We start from the raw sequence: 19900 nt of genomic DNA on the forward strand, positions 1-19900 counted from the left end.
CTACTGCCCCCCTCCACTCACGTGGATGAAGTCATACGACGAGAGGAAGGACACCAGCAGCAAGCAGAACCCCGTCATGGTCAACAGCGCGACACGCCGTCCCCGCCACCCGCCAAAGGAGCGGGCACCCACGAGCGCGGCGAACACGGCCCAGGCCACCAGCGTGGCGATCTGCTTGGACGTCCACGTCCAGAAGAAGCCCGGCGCGGCGCTCGAGAAGAAGGCCCCGGTGACGAGCGTCACCGACAGGGCGATGAACCCCACCACCGCCAGCCGGCGGTTGAGGGTGTCGAGGAACTCCAGCGAGGGCAGGCGCGCGAAGAGCAGTCCGAAGCGCTTGCCCTTCACCTGCCGCTCCATCAGCAGGTACATGACCGCCACGCCCGTGGCCACCGCCGACGCCGCCACGCCCAGCAGGGCGATGGTGATGTGCACCGGCAACAGGGGCCGCTGCACGTCCGGGCTCATCACCTGCCCCTGGTCCAGCAACAGGCCCGGCATCAGCACGGCCACCGCCAGCGGGGTGATGAAGGCGCCAATCACCGGCTTGCGGTAGCACACATCCACCACCAGGAAGATGGTCAGCAGCAGGAAGGCGAAGGTGGAGAAGCCCTGGGCCACCCCGACCGGCCGGCCTCCCTGGGCGCCGAAGAGCCCGACGAGGGCCACGGCATGCAGGGCCAGCCCCGTGCCCACCAGCACACGGCCGCCGGTGGCGAGCGCGTCCATCTGCCGGACGAGGTAGACGAGGTAGACCAGCGCCGCGACGACATAGGCGTGGCAGGCGAGGGAGACCAGCGCGTGGTTCATGGTGGAGACAACCTACTGGACCGAGTGCGTCAGCCCATTTTGTTCAGGAGGAAGGCGGCGAGGAGATCCGTCTCGGAGCCCGGCTTGCCGTCCTTGGAGCCGGCATCCGAGGGAGAGAGAGAGACCTCGGCCACATAACCAGGGACGACCTCGTATGCCGTATCTCCGAGCAGCACGGAGTCGGCCATCTGCTCGGCCCCCAGGGCTTGGAGCTGGGCCTCGGTCTTCACCCGGGCCACCAGGTCATTGTCGTCCTCGCCAGTGACGAGCTGCACGATGTGCACCGCGGGTGTTACCGGGTACACACCTTCCTCACCGGTCACCACCAGCACCCCGTCCTTCACGTCCGCTTTGTCCTCCAGTGCCCACTCCTCGAGCTGGGCCTGGGGAAGGAAGAGCCTCATCACCCCGCTAGCTTACACCTCCTCGTCCCGAGCCGAAGCCACATCTACCAAGAAGACCCGGAACGGCTTGCGACGCTTCCGCCCCGTCCGCATCTAAGCAGGCAAAGGACCAGGAAGCGGGTTCTTGCAGGCACCCCGGGCACGTACTAGAGCACGCGCCCCTCTGCTTGGCTGCACGCCGAAGGAGACACCATGGCAGGCCCTGACGTGATGAACATCGGAGACGCGGATTTCGACAAGGAAGTGATCAAGTCCGACCAGCCCGTGCTGGTGGATTTCTGGGCCACCTGGTGCGCCCCGTGCCGGGCCATCGCTCCGAGCGTCGAGGCGCTGGCCACCCAGTACAAGGGCAAGGTGAAGGTCGCGAAGATCGACATCGACAGCAACCAGCAGGTCGCCGAGCAGTACGGCATCCGCTCCATCCCCACCCTGCTCGTCTTCAAGGGCGGCAAGGTGGTGGAGCAGCTCGTCGGCGCCGTGCCCAAGGCGAAGATCGAGGCGGCGCTCACCAAGGCGCTGTAGGCCCCATCCCGCGCGGAGTGCCTCCCGAGGGCTCCGCGCGGGAGGCTCACTCGCCGCGCCAGGTGTCCGTGGGGTTGTTGGCCTTGAGGAGCTCCCACGCGGCCAGGGCGTCCACCACCCGCTCCAGCTCGTTGGGCAGACCGCGGGCGCGGTTGGAGCGCAGGTACTCCTCGGCGAAGGTGCGCAGCCGCATGTCCAGGAAGAGGCGTGCCAGCGACACCTCCGTCTGCCCGTAGAATTCCTCGAAGCGGATGCCGAAGCCGGTGGGGTCGTCCTCGCGGCGCGGCCGCTGCTCGCGGACGATGCGGGCCCTCGCCTCCACGGGTGACGCGCCCTCTTCCAGGGAGAAGCGCACCCGCAGCTCGGTGTCCATGGGCAGGAAGAAGGTGCTCTCCAGGAAGGCCCCGCCCACGCTCACGTTGGCCGAGCGCAGGGTGGCGGTGAAGCGCCGCTCCCCCTCTTCGTCGATCCACAGCTCGAAGTTCGTGGTGAGCCGGGCGCGGGGAAAGTGCCGGTGCTCCACTTCCTCATCCGCCCCCACCTCGATGATGGGGGAGAAGAAGCTCCGGGGCGCGGCCGGGGCCGAAGGCGCCGGGGCGCGGGCGGGCAGCGAGGGCCGCGAGGGCGTCACGGTGGGGATGGGACGGCGGGACGGCTCCACGCGTGGGGCGGGAGCGGCGGGCGGTGCCGCCCGGGCCGGCTCGGGACGCGGAGCCTCTGGGATGACCTCCGTGCGCTCGGTGTCTTCTGCCTGGCCGGGAGCCTTCTTCCGGGAGCCCTTCCTGTCCATCTTCTCCTCCGGGGGAACAGACTCAGATTTCCATACCCCAACCGGCGGGTTTCATACACCATGCGCCGCCTCGTCCGCGCGCGGAGATTGTGATGCTGGGAAACCTCCTGAAGCCCGAGTTCGACGCGCTCATCGCCGCCAAGGACTGGAGTGCCCTGCGGGATGCGTTCTCGGAGATGGATCCAGCGGACGTGGCCGAGGTCATCGAGGATCTTCCCGCGGACGAGAGCGGCATCATCTTCCGGTTGCTGCCGCGCGACATGGCGGCGCTCGTCTTCGAGTACCTGCCCCCGCACCAGCAGACGGAAATCGTCGGGACGCTGGGCCGGGAGCAGTTGAAGAACCTGCTGGACGAGATGGCGCCGGACGACCGCACCCGCCTGCTGGAGGAGCTGCCGGCCGAGGTGACGAAGCGGCTGCTCACCTCGCTGTCACCGGACGAGCTGAAGGTCGCCCGCAACCTGCTGGGCTACCCGGAGAAGAGCGCCGGCCGGTACATGACGCCGGAGTACCTCACCATCCCGGGCAACCTGACGGCGGGTGAGGCGCTGGCGTACGTGCGCGCCCATGGCCAGGGCCGCGAGACGCTGCACGTGCTCTACATCGTGGACGAGAAGGGCCGGCTGCTGGACGACGTGCGGCTGGCGTCGCTGGTGCTGGCGGACCCGAACACGAAGGCGACGGACATCCACGACAGGCAGTTGGTGAGCATCCCGGCCACGGCGGACCGCGAGGAGTTCATCAGCATGTTCGAGAAGTACGACCGGGTGGCGCTGCCGGTGACGGACTCGCAGGGCGTGCTGGTGGGCATCATCACGGTGGACGACGTGCTCGACGCGGCCGAGGAGGAGGCCACCGAGGACATCCAGCGCATCGGCGGTATGGAGGCCCTCGAGGCGCCCTACCTGGACATCGGCATCACCGGCATGCTGCGCAAGCGCGTGGGCTGGCTGACGGTGCTCTTCGTGGGGCAGATGTTCACCGCCACGGCCATGGCCCACTACCAGGACGCCATCGCCCAGGCGGTGTTCCTCAGCGCCTTCGTGCCGCTCATCATCTCCTCGGGAGGCAACTCGGGCTCCCAGGCCACCTCGCTCATCATCCGCGCGCTGGCGGTGCGCGACGTGGAGCTCAAGGACTGGTGGAAGGTGGCGGTGCGGGAGGCGGCCAGTGGCGTTGCCCTGGGCGTCTTCCTGGGGGTGCTGGGCCTGCTGCGCATCCTCATGTGGCCGCAGGCCGGGACCGTCTATGGCCCCCACTACGCGTGGGTGGGCGTGGCGGTGGGCCTGAGCGTGGTGGGCGTGGTGATGTTCGGCACGCTGTGCGGCTCGATGCTGCCCTTCCTGCTGCGGCGGTGCGGACTGGATCCGGCCACCGCCTCGGCCCCCTTCGTGGCCACGCTGGTGGACGTCACCGGCGTGGTCATCTACTTCACCGTCGTCACCACCATCCTCACCGGCCGCGCCCTCTGAGCGCGGGGCCCCGCCGCGCCCTCTGGCCAGGCAGGCGGCCAGGCTCGCTCTCCCCAGGCCCGTTCTGACCTACGGGGTCGGCGTGAGCACCTTCCGAGCAAGAGGCTCGGTCCATGAGGCGATTCCTGCGCGACAACGGGCTGTCCCTGGTGATGTTCGGTTTGTTCCTGCTCTGCTGGCTCGGCCAGAGCCTCACGGGCTGGAGTCACTACAACCAGGACCAGCAAGAGCACGGCCAGCCCACCGTCACCTGGGGCCAGTACCTCACCTCGGGTGAGTTCATCGAGGCCACCTTCGAGAACTGGGAGAGCGAGTTCTTCCAGATGGGGTGCTTCGTCCTCTTCACCGTCTTCCTGCGGCAGAAGGGCTCGGGAGAGTCGAAGCGCTTCGAGCCGGAAGAGGTGGACAAGGATCCGCGCGCGGAACGAAAGCCGGACTCACCCGGACCGGTGCACCGGGGTGGGCTGGCGCTCCAGCTCTATAGCCACTCCCTCACGATCGCGCTCTTCGGCCTCTTCGCCTTCTGCTTCCTGATGCACGCGCTGGGCGGCATGGCCGAGTACAACGAGGAGGCCCGGGTCCATGGCCAGCCCACGCTCGGGCTGCTGGCCTTCATGGGGACCTCCGCGTTCTGGTTCCAGTCGTTCCAGAACTGGCAGAGCGAGTTCCTCTCCGTGGCCGTGCTCGTCGTGCTCTCCATCTTCCTCCGGGAGAAGGGCTCGCCGGAGTCGAAGCCGGTGCACGCCTCCCACGAGGAGACGGGCCGGTGAGCCCGCCCGCTCAGAACATGTGGCGGCGCATGCTGATGTTCACCAGCAGCCCGATGCTGAGCATCACGCTCACCAGCGAGGAGCCGCCGTAACTCAGCAGCGGCAGGGTGATGCCCGTCACCGGCAGCAGGCCGATGACCATGCCGATGTTCTCGAACACCTGCCAGAAGAGCATGGCCACCACCCCCACCGCGGTGAAGGCGCCGAATCTGTCCCGGGCGTTGAAGCCCACCCCCAGCCCGAAGGTGAATATCAGGCCATAGAGCACCAGCAGGAGCACGCACAGGACGTAGCCCTGCTCCTCGGCCCACACGGAGAAGATGAAGTCCGTGTGCTGCTCGGGGAGGAAGGACAGGCCCGTCTGCGTCCCCTCCTTCCAGCCCTTGCCGGACATGCCTCCGGAGCCCACGGCGATCTTCGACTGCGCCGCATGGTAGCCGCTGCCCCGCAGGTCCGACTCCGGATCCAACCACCCGGAGATGCGCTTGCTCTGGTGCGGCTTGAGATGGTGCCGGACGATGGTGGTGCGCGGCTCGGGCACATCCCGCACGTAGTCGTTCCAGATGACGATGGCTCCGGCGAGGATGCCCGCCACCATCACCGCCACCAGGTACCAGCGCACCTTGCCGAACAGGATGACCGTCAGCGAGGACAGGAAGATCATCAGCGCGGTGCCCAGGTCCGGCTGCACCAGCACCAGCGTGAAGGGCACCATCACCACGGCCACCGGCTTCACCAGCCGCTTGAGGCCGTAGGAGCCGTCTCCGGGCTTGAAGTCGTCGTGGTACACCTTGGCCAGCATCAGCAGCACGCCGATCTTCATGAACTCGGCGGGCTGGATGCGGATGGGTCCCACGACGAACCAGCTCTCGGCGCCCTTGGCCTTGTGGCCGATGAAGCGCAGCGCGATGAGCGCCAGGATGTTGGCGATGTAGATGGGCAGCGCCATCCGGTGCAGGACGCGGTAGTCCACCAGGCACACCACCATGCCGATGCCCAGGCTGACGCCGAGGTAGATGGCCTGGCTCGTCCACACCGGAGAGGCCTGCGCGCGCGAGGCCGAGGCCAGGTTGTAGATGCCCAGCCCCGACACCGCGAGCACGCTCAGCAGCAGCCCCCACGGAATGTGGGGCACCATGCGCCGCTCAATCCGCAGCTGCATCATCACCTCCAGCCACCGCGCGGGTGAGCACGTCATTCACGCTCGGCGCGTCCGGCAGCGTCGAGACGTAGGGCGTGTTCTGCCGAGGCGCCGGGTTGGCCGCGTCTTCCTTCTTCAGATCGAAGTACTTCTTGATGACCGCCATGCCGGCGGGCGCGGCGTCCGAGCCACCGTGGCCACCGTGCTCGTTGACGACGATCACGGCGATCTCCGGATTTTCCGCGGGCGCGAACCCGGCGAACCACGCGTGGTCACGCTGGAAGAAGTCCATCTGGTGCGTCTTGAGACGCACCGCGCCGATCTTCACCACCTGCGCGGTCCCCGTCTTGCCCGCCACCGAGATGTCCTTCAACCCCGACTGCACCATCGCCCTGTAGGCCGTACCACCGGGAACCATCGCCGTGGCGACCAGCCCCTCCAGCACCGCCTTGAGGTGCGCCTCGGGAATCTCCACCTTGTTCACCACCTGCGGGTCGAACTGTTGCAGGACCTCACCGTCCAGCCCCTCGATGCGCTCGACGAGCTGCGGCTTGTACAGCGTGCCCCCATTGGCGATGGCGGCGTACACCATGGCGAGCTGCAGCGGCGTCACGTTGTCATCGCCCTGGCCGATGGCGCTGTTGAGCGCCATGCCCTTGGTGTAGCCGCCCGGAGACACCTTGTCGTGGTACTGGCTGGACGGCATGATCCCCGGGACCTCGGCGAGCACGCCGATGCCCGTGGGCGAGCCCAGTCCCAGCGCCTTGCCCATCTCCGCGATGGGATCCAGGCCGAGGGTATCCGCCACCTTGAAGTACCAGGTGTCACACGAGTACTGCAGCGCCGTCTTGCCGTTCACCGGCCCGTGGCCGCTTTCCTTGTGGCAGCGCCACGTGCGCGCGCCGAGCCGGTAACCACCCGGGCAGTTCACCACCGTCTCCGGCCGGAAGAGGCCCGACTTGTAGGCCGCCAGCGCGGTAATCACCTTGAAGGTGGAGCCCGGGCTGAAGTGGTCCGCGGAGATGCGGTTGATCATCGGCTGGAGCGGATCCCTCGACAGCGAGGCCATCTGCGACGGGGTGATGCGGCCGGTGAGCAGGTTGGGATCGAACCCCGGGCGCGACACCACCGCGCGGATGAGGCCCGTCTTCACGTCCACCGCCACCACCGCGCCCGCGGCTCCCGGGAAGGCGCGCTCGGCCTCCTCCTGCAGACGCATGTCGATGGACAGCACCAGGTTGTTGCCCGGCCGCGAGGACACCACCGCGTCCTTGCCCAGCTTGTCGCTGAACTCCTCGAGCACCCTGCCTCGCGCGTTGACGACTTCCTTGCGCACGCCGTCCGTGCCCCGCAGCGTGGACTCGAAATAGCGCTCCAGGCCACGCCGGCCGATGTAGTCCCCCAGCGCGTAGCGGGCCCCCTCGGAGTTGAGCCTCTCCAGCTCGTCCGTGGTGATCTCGTTCATGTACCCGAGCACGTGCGAGAGCACGCTCCCGGTGCGGTAGTTGCGGTGCGGCACGGGCACCACTTCCACGCCGTCCAGCATGTCGCGCCGGGCGTTGATGCGGTCGTACTCGTCACGCGTCAGATCGATTCGCACCGGCAACGGATGGAAGGGAGCCGTGCGGCGCGCCGCTTTGATCTGATCCTCCATCTTCTTGCGCGTGGGCTCGTCCCAGCCGAGCAGCTCGCCCAGGCGCGGCAGCACCTCGACGGCGCAGTTGGTGCAGAAGGCCGGGGTGATGAAGGCGTCGAAGGAGGGACGGCTGTCCACCAGGATGCTGCCGCGCCGGTCCTTGATGAGACCGCGGTCCGCGCGCAGGCGCACCTCCTTGACGAAGTTCGCCACGCTCTTGGCGGCGTACTCCTCGCCCTGGATGATCTGCAGGCGGTAGAGCTGGACCGCGAGCGCCACCATGCCGGCGATCATGGCCAGACCCACCCACACGAAGCGGCGCTTGAGATCGCGCCCTGGAGTCGTCTCGGACAGCGTCGGAGGCGTCAACGCAGCAACCCCGCGGAAGAGGAACGATCCTGCGACGCCTCGAAGCGCCGCAACAGAGGATAGAGGAACACCGCCACCACGCCCGTGAGCGTCACCTGCAACGGCAGGCCCGGCAACAGGGACGAGGCCACGCCGCCTTCCTTCGTGGTCATCCACGTGAAGAAGCTGGCGAGCAGCCCATGGCCCACGTCCGCGCCCATGGCGAAGAGGACGAAGGCCGCGCGGCCGCGCACTTCCACCAGGCTCACCACCAGCTTGCCCACCAGGAAGGTCAGCACCGCCAGGAAGGTGAAGAGCCCCGTGGGCTGGCCGCTCATCAAGTCCAGCAGGTAGCCCACCGAGAAGGAGGAGATGGCGCCCTCCAGCGTCGTGGCGCGCACGGCCAGGAAGGCCACGAGCACCACCGTCACGTCGATGCGGCTGATGGCCAGGCCCAGCTGCTGCACCACCACCGACTCCAGGGTGAGCAACAGCAACGCCAGTCCGAGGGTGACCAGGAACTTCATCTAACGCTCACCTCCGGAACCACCAGCGGAACCCTGCACCAGGGCGCCGAACGGGCTGCCCATCACGAGCACCTCCTCCAACCGCGTGGTGTCCACCGCGGGCTCCACGTCGCCACCCAGGAACATGCCATGCTCCGTCTTCTCCAGGCGCGTCACCTTCCCCACCACCAGCCCCGGCGGGTACACCCCGTCCGTACCGGAGGTGATGATCTGATCTCCCTCCTGGACATCCTCGGTGCGCAACATGTTCTCCAGCCGCAGCGGACCCTTGCCCGCCCCGGCCGCCGTGCCCCGCGCCCGCGAGCGCTGGACCCGCACACCCACCCGGCTCTGCAGGTCCGTCACCAGGGCCACGTCCGCCCACCCGCCCGTGGCGCGCACCACCTGGCCGATGATGCCGTCCGGCGTCACCACGGACATGCCGCGGAACACGCCGTCCTTCTCACCCCGGTTGATGCGCACCGACAGCAGCTTGGCCACCGGATTGACGCCGATGACCCGCGCCGGAATCTCCGGCCCCGGCGCCGCCTCCGCGTAGCCGAGCAGGCCTCGCAGCCGCTCGTTCTCCGCCCGCGTCTCGCCCAGCGCCTGCACGGTGGCCCGCAGCTGCAGGTTCTCCGCGCGCAGTTCCTCGTTGGCCTGGCGCACCTCGCGCAGGTCGATATAGCCGTACACCACGGCCTTGACCCCATCGATGAGGCCAATCAGTCCGCGCTGCAGGGGGGCGGAGACACCAATGACCGCCCGGTCCACGAAATTGGGATCGCGCCCCCGCCGGCCCGTCGTCAGGAAAGCCCCGAACGGGTACAGCAGCAGCACACCCACGATGAGAAGCGTTCGGTAGCGCTTGAGAAGCGACAGCACTTCGTGAAGGTCCGTGTAGGAGAGAGGGAGCGGCAGCTACGACAGGGGGCTCGCTAACTACTCTGAATCGCTTGCATTTTCCGGGGTGTTGCTCTAGGCAGTCAAGGTCTTCACGGAGGGTGGCGTTTCATCGTCCACCATCCGGCCGGGCACCCAACACACGCGCGCCGCGAATCCTTCCACTGGGGGGGAAACACCCGGCGCGTCTCAAGGCAAAAGGCATCATGAAGGACGCTCTCGAGCCGCGGAAGGTTGTCGTCTACCTCTTCATCGCCGCGATCGCGGTGGTGTTCACTCTCCAGTTCGGACCTGGCAGCTCGGGGTTCAGCCGGGCCGACCCGAACGCCACGCCATCCTCCGCCGCGGTGGTCAACGGCAAGGAAATCTCGCTGATGGAGTTCCGGCGGGAGTACGTGAACCAGCTGCAGTACCTGCGCTCGCAGGGCCAGCCGGTGTCCGAGGCGCTCGCCCGCCAGTTCGGTCTCCCGCAGTCCGTGCTGGACCGGATGGTGAACACGGAGCTCCTGGCCCAGGCGGCCGAGCGTCACGGGGTGAAGGCCTCGGACGAGGAAATCCTGAAGATCCTCCAGCAGCGGCCCGACTTCCAGAAGGACGGCCAGTTCGACTACGCCATGTACCAGCAGACCCTCCGGGACTACTACCGGCAGACGCCCGCGGACTTCGAGGAGGACATCCGCCGGCAGCTGACGGCGCAGAAGATGATCGGCATGGTGCAGGGCGGCGCCGTGGTGTCGGACGACGAGGTCCGGACGAAGTTCGAGAAGGAGGGCAACCAGGCGCGCATCGTGTTCGCCCGCTTCCTGCCGAGCATGTACGCCGACAAGGTGCCGGCCCCGAGCGCCGCGGACCTGACCGCCTACAAGCAGGCCCACGAAAAGGAGATCAAGGAGTACTACGAGGCCAACCGCTTCGTGTACCAGCAGCCGGAGCGCATCCGCGCGCGGCAGATCCTCGTGAAGGTGGCCCCGGACGCCACGCCGGAGGCGAAGGCCAAGGCGATGGAGCGGGCCCAGGCGCTGAGCAAGGAGATCGAGGGCGGCAAGGACTTCGCCGAGGTGGCCAAGGCGAGCAGTGAGGACCAGGCGACGCGGCCGAGCGGCGGGGATCTGGGCTGGGTGGAGAGCGCCAACTGGGAGCCGGCACTGGCCAACGCGGCCTTCGCGCTCGAGCCGGGCAAGGTGACGCAGCCGGTGGAGACGAAGTTCGGCATCCACCTGGTGAAGGTGGAGGAGAAGAAGCCGGCGCAGGACAGGAAGCTGGAGGAGGTCCAGGACGAGATCGCCACCACGCTCTACAAGAAGGACAAGGCGAAGGAGACGGCGCGCGCCGAGGCCGAGAAGGCGCTGGCCACGGTGAAGGGCGGCAAGACGATCTCCGAGCTGTTCAAGCCGGAGAAGGAGCAGCCGGCGCTGCTGCGCTTCGAGACGGAGACGCGTCCGGAGGCGGTGCAGACGGACACCTTCAACGCGGCGAGCGTCAACGTGCCCCACCTGGGCCCGGCGCCGGACCTGCTCACGGCGGTGTTCGCCAGCAAGGGTCCGCAGGTGCTGGACCAGGCGTACGCGGTGGGCGATGGCTTCGTGATTGCCCAGGTGACCGAGCGCCAGCTGGCGGATGACACCAACTTCGCCCAGAAGAAGGAGGAGCTGCGCAAGCAGGCCGTGCAGGCCAAGCAGTACGAGGTGGCCGACTCCTTCCTCAAGTCGCTGCGCAAGAGCGGCGATGTGAAGACCAACACCGCGGCGCTCGAGCAGGTCTCCGGCGGGTAGCCGTCACGAGAGGCCCGGCCTCTCGGACCAGGGGGCGTCTCCCTTCGGGGGGCGCCCCCTTTTCATTTCCTGGCGGTGAGGCGCTCCAAAGGGGGCCAAACCCGCTCAGGTGTAGACGTCTACACTTCGTGTGTGTGTATGTACGCCGAGAATGTAGGCAAAAATCCCACCCCAAGTATAGACGTCTAAACTTGAGGAGCGCCGCGCCCTGTTTTCAGGCTCGGTGGACATCGCGCCAGGCTGGCCGCTCACGCGCCCGGAGCGGAGGAGGAGCCAACGGGTCATGTTAGCCTCCGAACCTCGGAGGTAGCTCCAGTGAGGAGAGCGTGGGTCTACAGACTGCCCCAGCCCGATGAAAAGGTGGGCCAGTACCGCGTGGTGGGCCCACTGGGCCGGGGCGGCCAGGGCCACGTGTTCCTGGCCGAGTGGGAGGGCCGCTCCTACGTCCTCAAGTTCTTCCGCTCGCTGCCGGTGAGCCACTCGGGCGAGCTGGAGCTGGATATCCTCCGCCACCTGGAGCACCCCAACGTGGTGCGGGTGCTGGGCCATGGGCGCTGGCCCGCCCCGGAGGAGGGCTACTTCTACCTCGTCATGGAGTACGTGAAGGGGCTGACGCTGCTGCGCCATGCGCTGGAGCACAACCCCTCGGCACGCACGGGCGCCACGCTGATGCTGGAGGCGGCGCGGGCGCTCGCGGTGGTGCACCGCCAGGGCGTGCTGCACCGGGACGTGAAGCCGGACAACCTGCTGGTGAGGGAGGCGGACGGCAGGCCGGTGTGGGTGGACTTCGGGGTGGGCCACCTGGAAGGCCGAGCCACGCTGCCGCGAATGAGGCGACTGCCGCCGGGGACGCCCGAGTACACCAGCCCCGAGGCGTACCGCTTCCTCGAGGAGCACCCGGAGGAGGAGGCGCGCTACCAGCCGGGCGTGGCCGATGAGGTATGGGCCTTCGGCGTCACCACGTACGAGCTGCTGACGGACGCGCTGCCCTTCGGCTCGCGCATGGGCAACCCGCGCATGGTGAAGGACATCCGCACCCGGACGCCGGTGGCCCCGCACGAGGACAACCCGCGCGTGCCGGTGGCGCTGAGTCAGGTGTGCCTGCGCATGCTGGAGAAGGAGCCCCGGGCGCGGCCGACGGACATGGATGCGGTAGCCGAGGCGCTGGAGGCGGCACTGGCCGGGGCCGGGGCGGACTGGGACGTGCCGATGATGGATCCGGACGACCCGCGGGTGCGCACCACGGAGCGGACCCCCAGCAAGGTGGTGGAGCGCGACTCGTGGGAGCGCGTCCTTCAACAGATGAAAGCGGCGATGCCGAGGCGTGGGCGGGTGCGCAAGGCCCGGCGCGAGCCGCCGCCTCGAGCGCCCGCTGCCGTGGCCCCGCTGGAGGAAGAGGCGCCGGCCGGAAGCTTCGAGGCGATGGCGGAAGCAGCGGAGGTGCGGCTGTATGCGCCGGCTCCGCCCGTGCCAGCACAGGAGGCCGTCACCGCACCCGCGCCCACCGCCGAAGCCAGACACGACACCCGACGCCCCACTCGAGCCTGGGCAGTGGCCGTGACACTGCTGCTGGTGTTGGCCGGTATGTGGGCCCTTCACTCCCGCCTGGAGTCCGGGGGCGAGCGCCCGTCGGCACCGGCCGCGTCAGCGGTATCGTCACCTGCCGGGTGGTGGGCGAGCAACCCCACGCTGCACGCCGCGCTCGTCCGCGAAGTGGCGGAGCCGGGTGAGGCGTCCGAAGCTGAAAGGAGCGCGGCTGCATTCCTGGACTCTTCCCCCGCGCTCACTTCCGCCACCATGTTCCGCGAGAACGACATCCGCTCGAAGCCCGACGAGAAGCCCGCCGCCCGGTCACAGCGCAAGGCGTTGCGCTGTGTGCCCGGACGACAGGAGGCATGCGTGGTGGGCTTCTGCACCGTGCTGCTCACCGGTTGCACCAGCACGCCCCAGGTGGTGCGCCCCCCGCCCCGGCCCGCCGACTGCCCTCCCGGTGCCGTGGAGACGATGAAGGAACTGGGCATCCGCATTGGCGACACGGCCAAGGTCCAGTTCCCCGTCGAGGGCGACGTGCAGCGCGTCACCGTGCGCGAGTCCACCCCGGTGTGGAGTGGCACCGCACTGGGGAAGTTGGGCAATTACGAGTTCACCGGGCGGCTCTACATCGGGCCGGAGCGCGTGTACGGCCGCTTCACCCACGCCAGGGGGCGGGCCAATCCTGACGAGACGTACCCCGTGTGTGTGGAGTTGGTTGAGCGCGATGGGGAAACGCTGGGCGCTCCCAGGGAAGATGTCGGCGGCCCCACTGACTCCGCCGTGGTCATCTCCACCCAGGCCCTCCGGGCCGTGGAGCGTTTCGACTAGCACTGGCACGGAGGGCACAGGGGCAGGCAGGTGTGGTAGAGGCCAACGCCTCCCGTCACCCCGCCCCGCCTTTCCTTGGAGGTTGACTTCCCGTGCTCCTCGCGTCCCCCGTGGGCCTGCTCGCGCTGGCCCTCCTCGCCACCTCCTCGCAGGCCGCTGAGCCGTCCCCACTGGACGCGTGTGAGACGGCGAGCCCCCTCATCATGCTGACGGCAGAGTTCCGAGCGAAGCCACCTGTGGTGTGTATCAGCCCGGACGTGCCCCTCACGCTCCGCTTCGACACGCCGCTGCGGCCCGGCTCCGAGAAAATCCAGCAGAGGGAGCGCTTCGCGGACGTGGCTCCTGGCCAGCAGAGCCTCTTGCTGGTGCCTCCGGAGAAGCTGGAGGCCGGGGAACACTTCCAGGTGGAGGTGTGCTTCGCGGATGGCGCGGCCCCTGCCTGTGCCACCTTCCTCTTGCTGGCCCACGCCGCCCTGGGCATGCAACAGGTGAAGGTGTTTCGCCACCCCCGTCCGGCGGCGTCCTTCCAGGAAGCGGAGAAGGAAGCCCAGGCCGAGGCCCGCCAGTGCCGGGAAGAGGTGCGCCAGTTGCGCGCCGAGCGCAGCGCCCCCGAGGGACTGAGTGGCGTGCTGGCCTCGGGGCTGCTGGTCAAGGGGCGCATTGCATTCAAGGATCTGACGGACATTGTCACAGCGCCGAAGGGCAACGCGCTGCGCTCAGACGAAGTCCATAGCTACCGCGCCAAGGGCCGAGTGGCAGTGGAAGTGTGGCTGCGAAACCCCGGCACGCTGCCCTGGACAGCGGCGGGCGCGGTGCTGCGCGGCCCCAAGGGCGAGGTGTTGAAGCCGTTGCCCCTCTGGCAGGCGGAGCCCATTCCTCCGGCTGGAGCAGCAACCAACGAGCAAGACCCCTGGCACCGCGTGGTGGTGGAGGTGCTGGCGTCGGAAACGGAGGCGCGGGGCACGTACACCCTCACCATCTGGGACGCGGACCAGAAGCGCACCGTCACCTTGGGGAACATCACCTTCCCGTAGCGCTCGTGTCCGCTGCCAACCCGCCACGTCGTCCACCGCTCTCCCTACCCGGCTGCTTGACGGCCGCGCTCGCGTTTCCGTGTACTCCCGGAAACCCCTGGCCCCAGCCCGCCCGGCTGGAGGGAGCGGTGCGGCATGTCCCCCCGTCTGAAGCATTCCCACCCGACAGGCTGGCCTCCGCGCCGCTGGTGGGTGTTGCTGGTGCCGTTGCTCTTCTCGGCATGTGCCACGGGCCATCCTCCGGGGAGCATGTTCTCGGGCCGGGGAGCCGCGCTGTCGCTCACCCCGCCACCGGCGCCCCCGGAGGAAAGCCCGTCGGCCTCGGACGCCGAGCTCGCGGGCGCGGAGGTGTACGAGGTGGCGGTGGTGGAGCCGGGCCGTGGCACCACCCGGCCGGTGCCGGTGGGCCGGGCGGACTTCCAGCGCGCCCTGCGGCACATCGCCCACCAGGTGCAACACGAGGGCAAGAGCCCGCGCGAGGCCGCACGCGAGTGGCTCAAGGGACAGCTGGCGCAGCACCCGGAGTGGGAGCAGATGAGTGGGACGTGGGTGGCCGAGGTGGACAAGGGCCGCGTCCTCACCCTGGTGCCCGAGGATGAGAACAGCCGGTTGAAGCCCGTGGCGGACGAGGCCCTGCGCGAGGGATACCTGCTGTGGTGCACCCGGGGCCAGGGCGGGGGCGACTGCCTGCGCCTGCTGGACGACGGGCCCTACCTCAAGGCGGACGACCGGCGCACGCTGGCGCTCGCCCTGGCCTTCGGCTCGGTGCTGGAGGAGACGAAGGCGGCGCTGGGGCGGGAGTTGGACCCCCAGGTGCTGGTGGCCTCGTGCATGTGGACGCTCGGGGCCTACCTGGCCCTCTGGCTGGTGCCCGAACCAACCACCAAGCTACTGGCCGCCGGGTTGTCCGTCGCGCTGGTGGCGTGGCTGGGCGTGGACACGCTGTGGGGGCTGATGGACGGCTGGGCGGCCATGGCCACGCGGGCGCACGAGGCCACCACCTTCGCGGAGTTGCGCGAGGCGGGTGAGGGCTTCGCCCGGGTGCTGGGCACGGACGCGGCGCGGGCGATGATTCTGGCAGTGGGGGCGTTGACGGGGCGCACGGTGGGGGAGGTGGCGGCGCGGGTGCGGGCGCTGCCGGGTTACGGCCTGGCGAGCGCGCAATGGCGGGCGCAGGGAGGGGCCGCGCTGCTGGGGCGGGTGGAGACCCTGGCGGCCCAGGAGGGCGCGCTGGCGCACGCGGTGGCGGCGGCGGAGACGGTGGCGGCCACGCCGCACGGCCCGCTGGCGGTGGTGATGCTCAAGAAGGGGCGGGGCGGTGGGGCCTCCTCCGGGGGCGGCTCCTCGGGAATTGTCGCCATCCGCCACCGGGGCGGTAACCTGCAGGTCCTTCTGCCCAATGGGCAGCGCTGGCACCTGCCCCGTGGCATGTCCCTCCACGACATCCCCTTCCAGGACGAGGTGGGCGACAGGCTCCAAAGGGCCGTCACCGAGGCAGCCCAGCAGTGGGGGCCACACCGGCTCACCGAAAACGAGTCTGCTGCCATCGAAAATGCCCTCAAGAAGGGCAAATACTGGCTGGCACGCCTGTTGGAGCGCGAGGCCCGGGGCCGCTTCGTGCAAAATACGGTGAAAGACCAGCTTGGACATCTCTACGACTTCAGCCTGAGCAAGGGTGTCGACGTCATTGACCCAGCGAACGGTCGCCGGTACGAGATTCTTTCCGGAACTGCGTCGAACCTCGCGCACCATGGCCGGCGCATGGCGGGCGAGTTCTTCCGGATGCTCACCTTCTGAAAGGGCGGCGGATGATTGCCAAGAAGGTTTTCTAYGAGAACACGCAGTTGGAACACGAGCGGCTGGGACTGACGGACAAAGGCACCCTCTACTTCCTGGGCCGCAATCTGACGCTGAAGAACTGCACCCTGGTGCTGAAGGTGGCCGCCAGCAACCTGTTCATTCGCGACGTACGGTTCACCGACTGCACCTTCGAGGTGAAGCAGGAACTGAAAAACCACCAGCAGTGGATAAGAGCCTCACTCAAGGGCTGCCAGTTCAAGGGGCGGCTGTCGGGATGTGACTTCGGGCACTGGCCCGAGTACGGAAAGGAGCCGGAGTACCAACTGGGCTCCATCGAGGACTGCGACTTCTCCGAGGCGCGCCTGGACGGCTGCCGCTTCCATGGTTGTGACACCCGGACCCTGCGGTTTCCCAGGTGGCCCTGTTTCACCTTCCTGGACCCTGTCGGCAACAGCCGTGAACTCTCCACCGTGCAGTGGCCTGGCAATATCGGCCCCGTTGTGATCGAGGATCTTGCCAGCTACCCGCCTTCTACAACTGCACTGACGTGGTTTGCTCCGGACTTCGCGAAGAGGAGCAGGTGCACCCCTGAGGAGCTCAAGGCCGTCATCGAGAAGTTCGACTGCATCGTCTTCTGACATGGCAACGATGCTCTCCGGAACGGCGTCGAACCTCACGCACCACGGTCGCCGCATGGCGGGCGAGTTCTTCCGGATGCTCACCTTCTGAAAGGGCGGCGGATGCTTGCCAAAAAGGTCTTCTACGAGGACAAGCACCTGGAGAATGAGCGGCTGGAACTGACGGACAAAGGCACCCTCTACTTCCTGGGCCGCAACCTGACGCTGAAGAGTTGCACCCTGGTGCTGAAGGTGGCCGCGCGGAACCTGTTCATCCGCGAAGTCCAGTTCATCAACTGCACCTTCGAGGTGAAGCAGGAGTTGATCAACCACCAGGACTGGATAACATCGTCACTCAAGGGATGCCGGTTCAAGGGGCGGCTGTCGGGGTGTGACTTCGGGCACTGGCCCGAGTACGGCAAGGAGCCGAAGTACCAGCTGGGCTCCATCGAGGACTGCGACTTCTCCGAGGCGCGTCTGGATCACTGCCGCTTCCACGGAGATGACCCCCGCTCCCTCCGGTTTCCCAAGTGGCCCGGCTTCACCATTCTGGACCCCATCCGTCACATTGCCGAGCTCCGCGACCTCGCCTGGCCGGAACGATTTGGCAGTTCGCTGCTCTCCTTGTTGGACCAGAGCCCGGAGAACCGCATCAAGCACCCGCGCTCCACGATGGCCCTGAGCTTCTACGCTCCCGTCGAGGCGAAGAAGTCGGGCACCGCGGAAGAGGTCTTCAAGGCCGCCATCGCGAAGTGCGACTTCATCGTCTCCTGACGCAGCCAGACCTCTTTCCTTCCACAACGGTGTCGAATCTCGCTCGGCATGGTCGCCGCATGGCGGGCGCGTTCTTCCGGATGCTCACCTTCTGAAGGGCACGGACATGGGATGGCTCACCCACGTTCTCACCAAGCACAAGGCTACTGATACATGTTGACCGCTGCCCAGTTCGCGCGTGTTCGTGACAGGATGATGAAAGCCCTTGTCGTGCCACGAGGGTTCGAGGCCAACCGCAGGACCTACACCCGCCGCGGTGAGCAGGTGCACATCATCTCCTTCAATGCCGCGAGGTTTGGTGGCAGCTTCACGGTGGATATCGGCGTGCACTTCGCGGAGGTGCCTCCGTTCCCGCCTCTGAGCGGCGTCCCTTGGGGGGCGAATGAGTGTTGGTTGATGCGCCGTCTCCGAGACCAAGAGCGCAACCAGTTCTTCGGCTATGGCAACAGCCACCAGGAAGCGGAAGAATTGGTTCGCGCCATGACCGAGGAGGCACTGGCGGACTTCGTCGCGTTCGCGAAGCGTTGGGGTGACGGGCTCGTACTGCTCGACATCCTCACGCCCCAGGTTCTGGATGAAGACCAGCAGATCTTCCGCCGAGTCCTCAACGCCAAACTCGATGAGGTTGAGCAACTGAGGCAGCAAATGACGATCTGCCGCCTCTTTCCTGGGTGGTTCCCCCTCGTGGGACCGACAGCAGTGATGCTCGCCTTCCTTTCTCTTGCATGCGGCAGGAAGGCGTTGGTTCGCGATTATCTCGCCTTCTACAATATCGATCACACCACATGCGGTCCGCATTGGGAGGCGCTGGTGCGGAGCCTCAAGCGCAAGGCGAGAGGGTAGCGCGGTAACTCGCCCACTCAGCGCAACAGGTCCGTCTCAAAGGATGGCTGTCGGGATACGACTCCGGTCATTGGCCCGAATACGGAGGACCCCCGCTCCCTCCGGATACGGCACCGCCCCTGAGTACTGGAAGCTGGCGGGGCTGGGACCCAGGCGCTACAACGCGCGCGATGACATCCCTCCACGTCGCCATCGTCGGAGCGGGGCCGGCCGGCTCCTCCGCGGCCACCTTCCTCGCGCAGCAGGGGGCCCGGGTGACGCTGCTCGAGCGCAACCGCTTCCCCCGGGACAAGATATGCGGGGATGGTTGCACACCCCGGACCCTGTGGATGCTCGAGCGCCTGGGACTCGGCGACCTGCCCACCAGCCCCGACTCGGCCCCCGTGGACTCCGTCTATGCCCTGTCCCCCGGCGGCGTCGTCCTGGAGGAGACCATCCCCTCGCGCCTCTTCGGCGGCAAGGCCAGCGTCATCGCCCGGCAGGTGCTCGATGAGCGGCTCGTCCGGCGTGCGGTCCAGGCCGGCGCCGAGCTGCGCGAGGGCGTGCTCGTGGAGGGAATCGAGCGGGACGCGCACGGCGTCCTCCTGCGCTGCCGGGACGGCGAGCCGCTGCGCGCGGACCTGGTGCTCGGGTGTGATGGCTCGCCCTCGGTGGTGCGGCGCGCGCTCGGGGCCCCCGACTTCCCGCGCCACGAGGGTGCCTTCGCGGTCCGCGCCTACTACGAGAACGTCCGCCTCTCGCACCCGCGCAGCTTCGCCTTCTTCTGGGAGCAGGAGCTGCTGCCGGCCTACGGGTGGATCTTCCCGCTGCCGGACGGCCGGGCCAACGTGGGGCTGGGCATGCGGGCGGACCAGCTCGACGCCTCCGCGGTGAAACTGCCCGCGCTGCTGGAGAAGTTCTGCACGCTCCCCCGGGTGGCGCCGGAGCTGGCCGGGGCCCGGCGCGTGGGCAAGGTGAAGGGGCACCACCTGCCCTACGGCTCCTTCTCCCAACACACCCAGTTCGATCGGGCCCTGCTGCTGGGAGACGCGGCCGGCTTCGTCAACCCGCTGACGGGAGAGGGCATCGAGTTCGCCCTGGAGTCGGGCGCCTTCGCCGCCGAGGCGGTGGCCGAGGCCGTGGCGGCGGGAGACTTCTCGGCGCGGGGGCTGGGCGGCTACGCGCGGCGCTGGGAGACGCGCTTCCGCACCGCCTTCCGCCTCAACCGGCGGCTGATGTGGGCCTTCGAACGGCCCTGGCTGTTGGACCGCGTCTTCCGCACGGCCAACCGCAGCACGACCGTGCGCAACGAGCTCAGCGACATCCTGGCGGGCGAGGCCACGCACATCTCCTGGCGCTTCGTCGCGGAAGTGGCACGCGGGGGCTGAGTAGCACACACCTCTGACACATGGATGACG

At 68.1% G+C, this 19900-nt stretch carries 18 protein-coding genes; 11 read left to right on the forward strand and 7 right to left on the reverse strand.

Translation table 11 applies throughout. From position 1 onward, the window contains the following. Together BO221_RS32555 and BO221_RS32560 are read right to left on the reverse strand one after the other, a co-directional pair. Positions 1-810: an inner membrane protein YpjD gene (locus BO221_RS32555; RefSeq protein ID WP_073564715.1), complete on the reverse strand. Its 810-nt coding sequence runs from the start codon at positions 808-810 to the stop codon at positions 1-3. A 29-nt stretch (positions 811-839) separates the two neighbouring features. Beyond that, positions 840-1214 carry a hypothetical protein gene (locus BO221_RS32560; protein WP_073564716.1) on the reverse strand — a complete coding sequence of 125 codons (375 nt, stop codon included), beginning with the start codon at positions 1212-1214 and terminating at the stop codon, positions 840-842. Between the two features lie 192 nt (positions 1215-1406). Between BO221_RS32560 and trxA the strand changes: the two genes are divergently transcribed. Continuing rightward, on the forward strand, positions 1407-1736 hold the full coding sequence (gene trxA, locus BO221_RS32565) for a thioredoxin (protein WP_073564717.1): 330 nt from the start codon (positions 1407-1409) through the stop codon (positions 1734-1736). A gap of 46 nt (positions 1737-1782) precedes the next feature. Here trxA and BO221_RS32570 read toward each other — a convergent pair whose 3' ends face one another. Beyond that, complete coding sequence (locus BO221_RS32570; protein WP_073564718.1) at positions 1783-2526, reverse strand: PilZ domain-containing protein; 744 nt, start codon at positions 2524-2526, stop codon at positions 1783-1785. Between the two features lie 92 nt (positions 2527-2618). On the opposite strand from BO221_RS32570, the gene mgtE reads away from it, so the two are divergent. Both mgtE and BO221_RS32580 read left to right on the forward strand, forming a co-directional pair. Beyond that, positions 2619-3998, forward strand: a complete 1380-nt coding sequence (gene mgtE / locus BO221_RS32575; protein WP_073564719.1) for a magnesium transporter — start codon at positions 2619-2621, stop codon at positions 3996-3998. 113 nt (positions 3999-4111) lie between these two features. Next, positions 4112-4768, forward strand: coding sequence for a DUF6766 family protein (locus tag BO221_RS32580; protein ID WP_073564720.1), 657 nt, complete (start codon positions 4112-4114; stop codon positions 4766-4768). Between the two features lie 10 nt (positions 4769-4778). Here BO221_RS32580 and rodA read toward each other — a convergent pair whose 3' ends face one another. The 4 genes from rodA to mreC are packed head-to-tail and all read right to left on the reverse strand — an operon-like array spanning position 4779 to position 9284. Beyond that, positions 4779-5930, reverse strand: a complete 1152-nt coding sequence (gene rodA / locus BO221_RS32585; protein ID WP_073564721.1) for a rod shape-determining protein RodA — start codon at positions 5928-5930, stop codon at positions 4779-4781. Further along, positions 5914-7914, reverse strand: a complete 2001-nt coding sequence (gene mrdA, locus BO221_RS32590) for a penicillin-binding protein 2 (RefSeq protein ID WP_073564722.1) — start codon at positions 7912-7914, stop codon at positions 5914-5916. The genes rodA and mrdA overlap by 17 nt, the downstream gene beginning before the upstream one ends. After that, positions 7911-8420 carry a hypothetical protein gene (locus tag BO221_RS32595; protein ID WP_073564723.1) on the reverse strand — a complete coding sequence of 170 codons (510 nt, stop codon included), beginning with the start codon at positions 8418-8420 and terminating at the stop codon, positions 7911-7913. Before BO221_RS32595 ends, mrdA begins: the two co-directional genes overlap by 4 nt. Continuing rightward, a complete protein-coding gene (gene mreC / locus BO221_RS32600) occupies positions 8421-9284 on the reverse strand; it encodes a rod shape-determining protein MreC (protein ID WP_073564724.1) in 864 nt (287 codons plus the stop codon). A 224-nt stretch (positions 9285-9508) separates the two neighbouring features. On the opposite strand from mreC, the gene BO221_RS32605 reads away from it, so the two are divergent. The 8 genes from BO221_RS32605 to BO221_RS32640 all read left to right on the forward strand — a co-directional run bounded on the left by BO221_RS32605 (position 9509) and on the right by BO221_RS32640 (position 19870). Further along, positions 9509-11074, forward strand: a complete 1566-nt coding sequence (locus BO221_RS32605) for a peptidylprolyl isomerase (RefSeq protein WP_073564725.1) — start codon at positions 9509-9511, stop codon at positions 11072-11074. Positions 11075-11389: 315 nt separating this feature from the next. Beyond that, entirely contained in the window at positions 11390-13435 is a 2046-nt protein-coding gene (locus BO221_RS32610) for a serine/threonine-protein kinase (RefSeq protein ID WP_143195803.1), read from the forward strand. A gap of 92 nt (positions 13436-13527) precedes the next feature. Beyond that, positions 13528-14469, forward strand: coding sequence for a DUF2381 family protein (locus BO221_RS32615; protein WP_073564727.1), 942 nt, complete (start codon positions 13528-13530; stop codon positions 14467-14469). Positions 14470-14604: 135 nt separating this feature from the next. Then, positions 14605-16266, forward strand: a complete 1662-nt coding sequence (locus tag BO221_RS55560) for a hypothetical protein (RefSeq protein ID WP_073564728.1) — start codon at positions 14605-14607, stop codon at positions 16264-16266. An 11-nt stretch (positions 16267-16277) separates the two neighbouring features. After that, the gene (locus tag BO221_RS32625) at positions 16278-16907 is read left to right on the forward strand and encodes a pentapeptide repeat-containing protein (RefSeq protein ID WP_073564729.1); all 630 of its coding nucleotides are present in this window, start codon (positions 16278-16280) and stop codon (positions 16905-16907) included. 102 nt (positions 16908-17009) lie between these two features. Then, entirely contained in the window at positions 17010-17660 is a 651-nt protein-coding gene (locus BO221_RS32630) for a hypothetical protein (protein WP_073564730.1), read from the forward strand. A gap of 153 nt (positions 17661-17813) precedes the next feature. Further along, entirely contained in the window at positions 17814-18503 is a 690-nt protein-coding gene (locus tag BO221_RS32635) for a hypothetical protein (protein ID WP_073564731.1), read from the forward strand. A gap of 170 nt (positions 18504-18673) precedes the next feature. Then, positions 18674-19870, forward strand: coding sequence for an NAD(P)/FAD-dependent oxidoreductase (locus BO221_RS32640; RefSeq protein WP_073564732.1), 1197 nt, complete (start codon positions 18674-18676; stop codon positions 19868-19870). Positions 19871-19900 lie beyond the last annotated feature (30 nt).

The organism is Archangium sp. Cb G35, assembly GCF_001896145.1.
Lineage (GTDB): Bacteria > Myxococcota > Myxococcia > Myxococcales > Myxococcaceae > Archangium > Archangium violaceum.

Bases quoted from the DNA above. Each gene is read 5' to 3' on its own strand.
- BO221_RS32555 (WP_073564715.1), bottom strand. From the start codon at position 810: ATGAACCACGCGCTGGTCTCCCTCGCCTGCCACGCCTATGTCGTCGCG.
- BO221_RS32560 (WP_073564716.1), bottom strand. From the start codon at position 1,214: ATGAGGCTCTTCCTTCCCCAGGCCCAGCTCGAGGAGTGGGCACTGGAG.
- trxA (WP_073564717.1), top strand. From the start codon at position 1,407: ATGGCAGGCCCTGACGTGATGAACATCGGAGACGCGGATTTCGACAAG.
- BO221_RS32570 (WP_073564718.1), bottom strand. From the start codon at position 2,526: ATGGACAGGAAGGGCTCCCGGAAGAAGGCTCCCGGCCAGGCAGAAGAC.
- mgtE (WP_073564719.1), top strand. From the start codon at position 2,619: ATGCTGGGAAACCTCCTGAAGCCCGAGTTCGACGCGCTCATCGCCGCC.
- BO221_RS32580 (WP_073564720.1), top strand. From the start codon at position 4,112: ATGAGGCGATTCCTGCGCGACAACGGGCTGTCCCTGGTGATGTTCGGT.
- rodA (WP_073564721.1), bottom strand. From the start codon at position 5,930: ATGCAGCTGCGGATTGAGCGGCGCATGGTGCCCCACATTCCGTGGGGG.
- BO221_RS32595 (WP_073564723.1), bottom strand. From the start codon at position 8,420: ATGAAGTTCCTGGTCACCCTCGGACTGGCGTTGCTGTTGCTCACCCTG.
- BO221_RS32605 (WP_073564725.1), top strand. From the start codon at position 9,509: ATGAAGGACGCTCTCGAGCCGCGGAAGGTTGTCGTCTACCTCTTCATC.
- BO221_RS55560 (WP_073564728.1), top strand. From the start codon at position 14,605: ATGTCCCCCCGTCTGAAGCATTCCCACCCGACAGGCTGGCCTCCGCGC.
- BO221_RS32630 (WP_073564730.1), top strand. From the start codon at position 17,010: ATGCTTGCCAAAAAGGTCTTCTACGAGGACAAGCACCTGGAGAATGAG.
- BO221_RS32635 (WP_073564731.1), top strand. From the start codon at position 17,814: ATGTTGACCGCTGCCCAGTTCGCGCGTGTTCGTGACAGGATGATGAAA.
- BO221_RS32640 (WP_073564732.1), top strand. From the start codon at position 18,674: ATGACATCCCTCCACGTCGCCATCGTCGGAGCGGGGCCGGCCGGCTCC.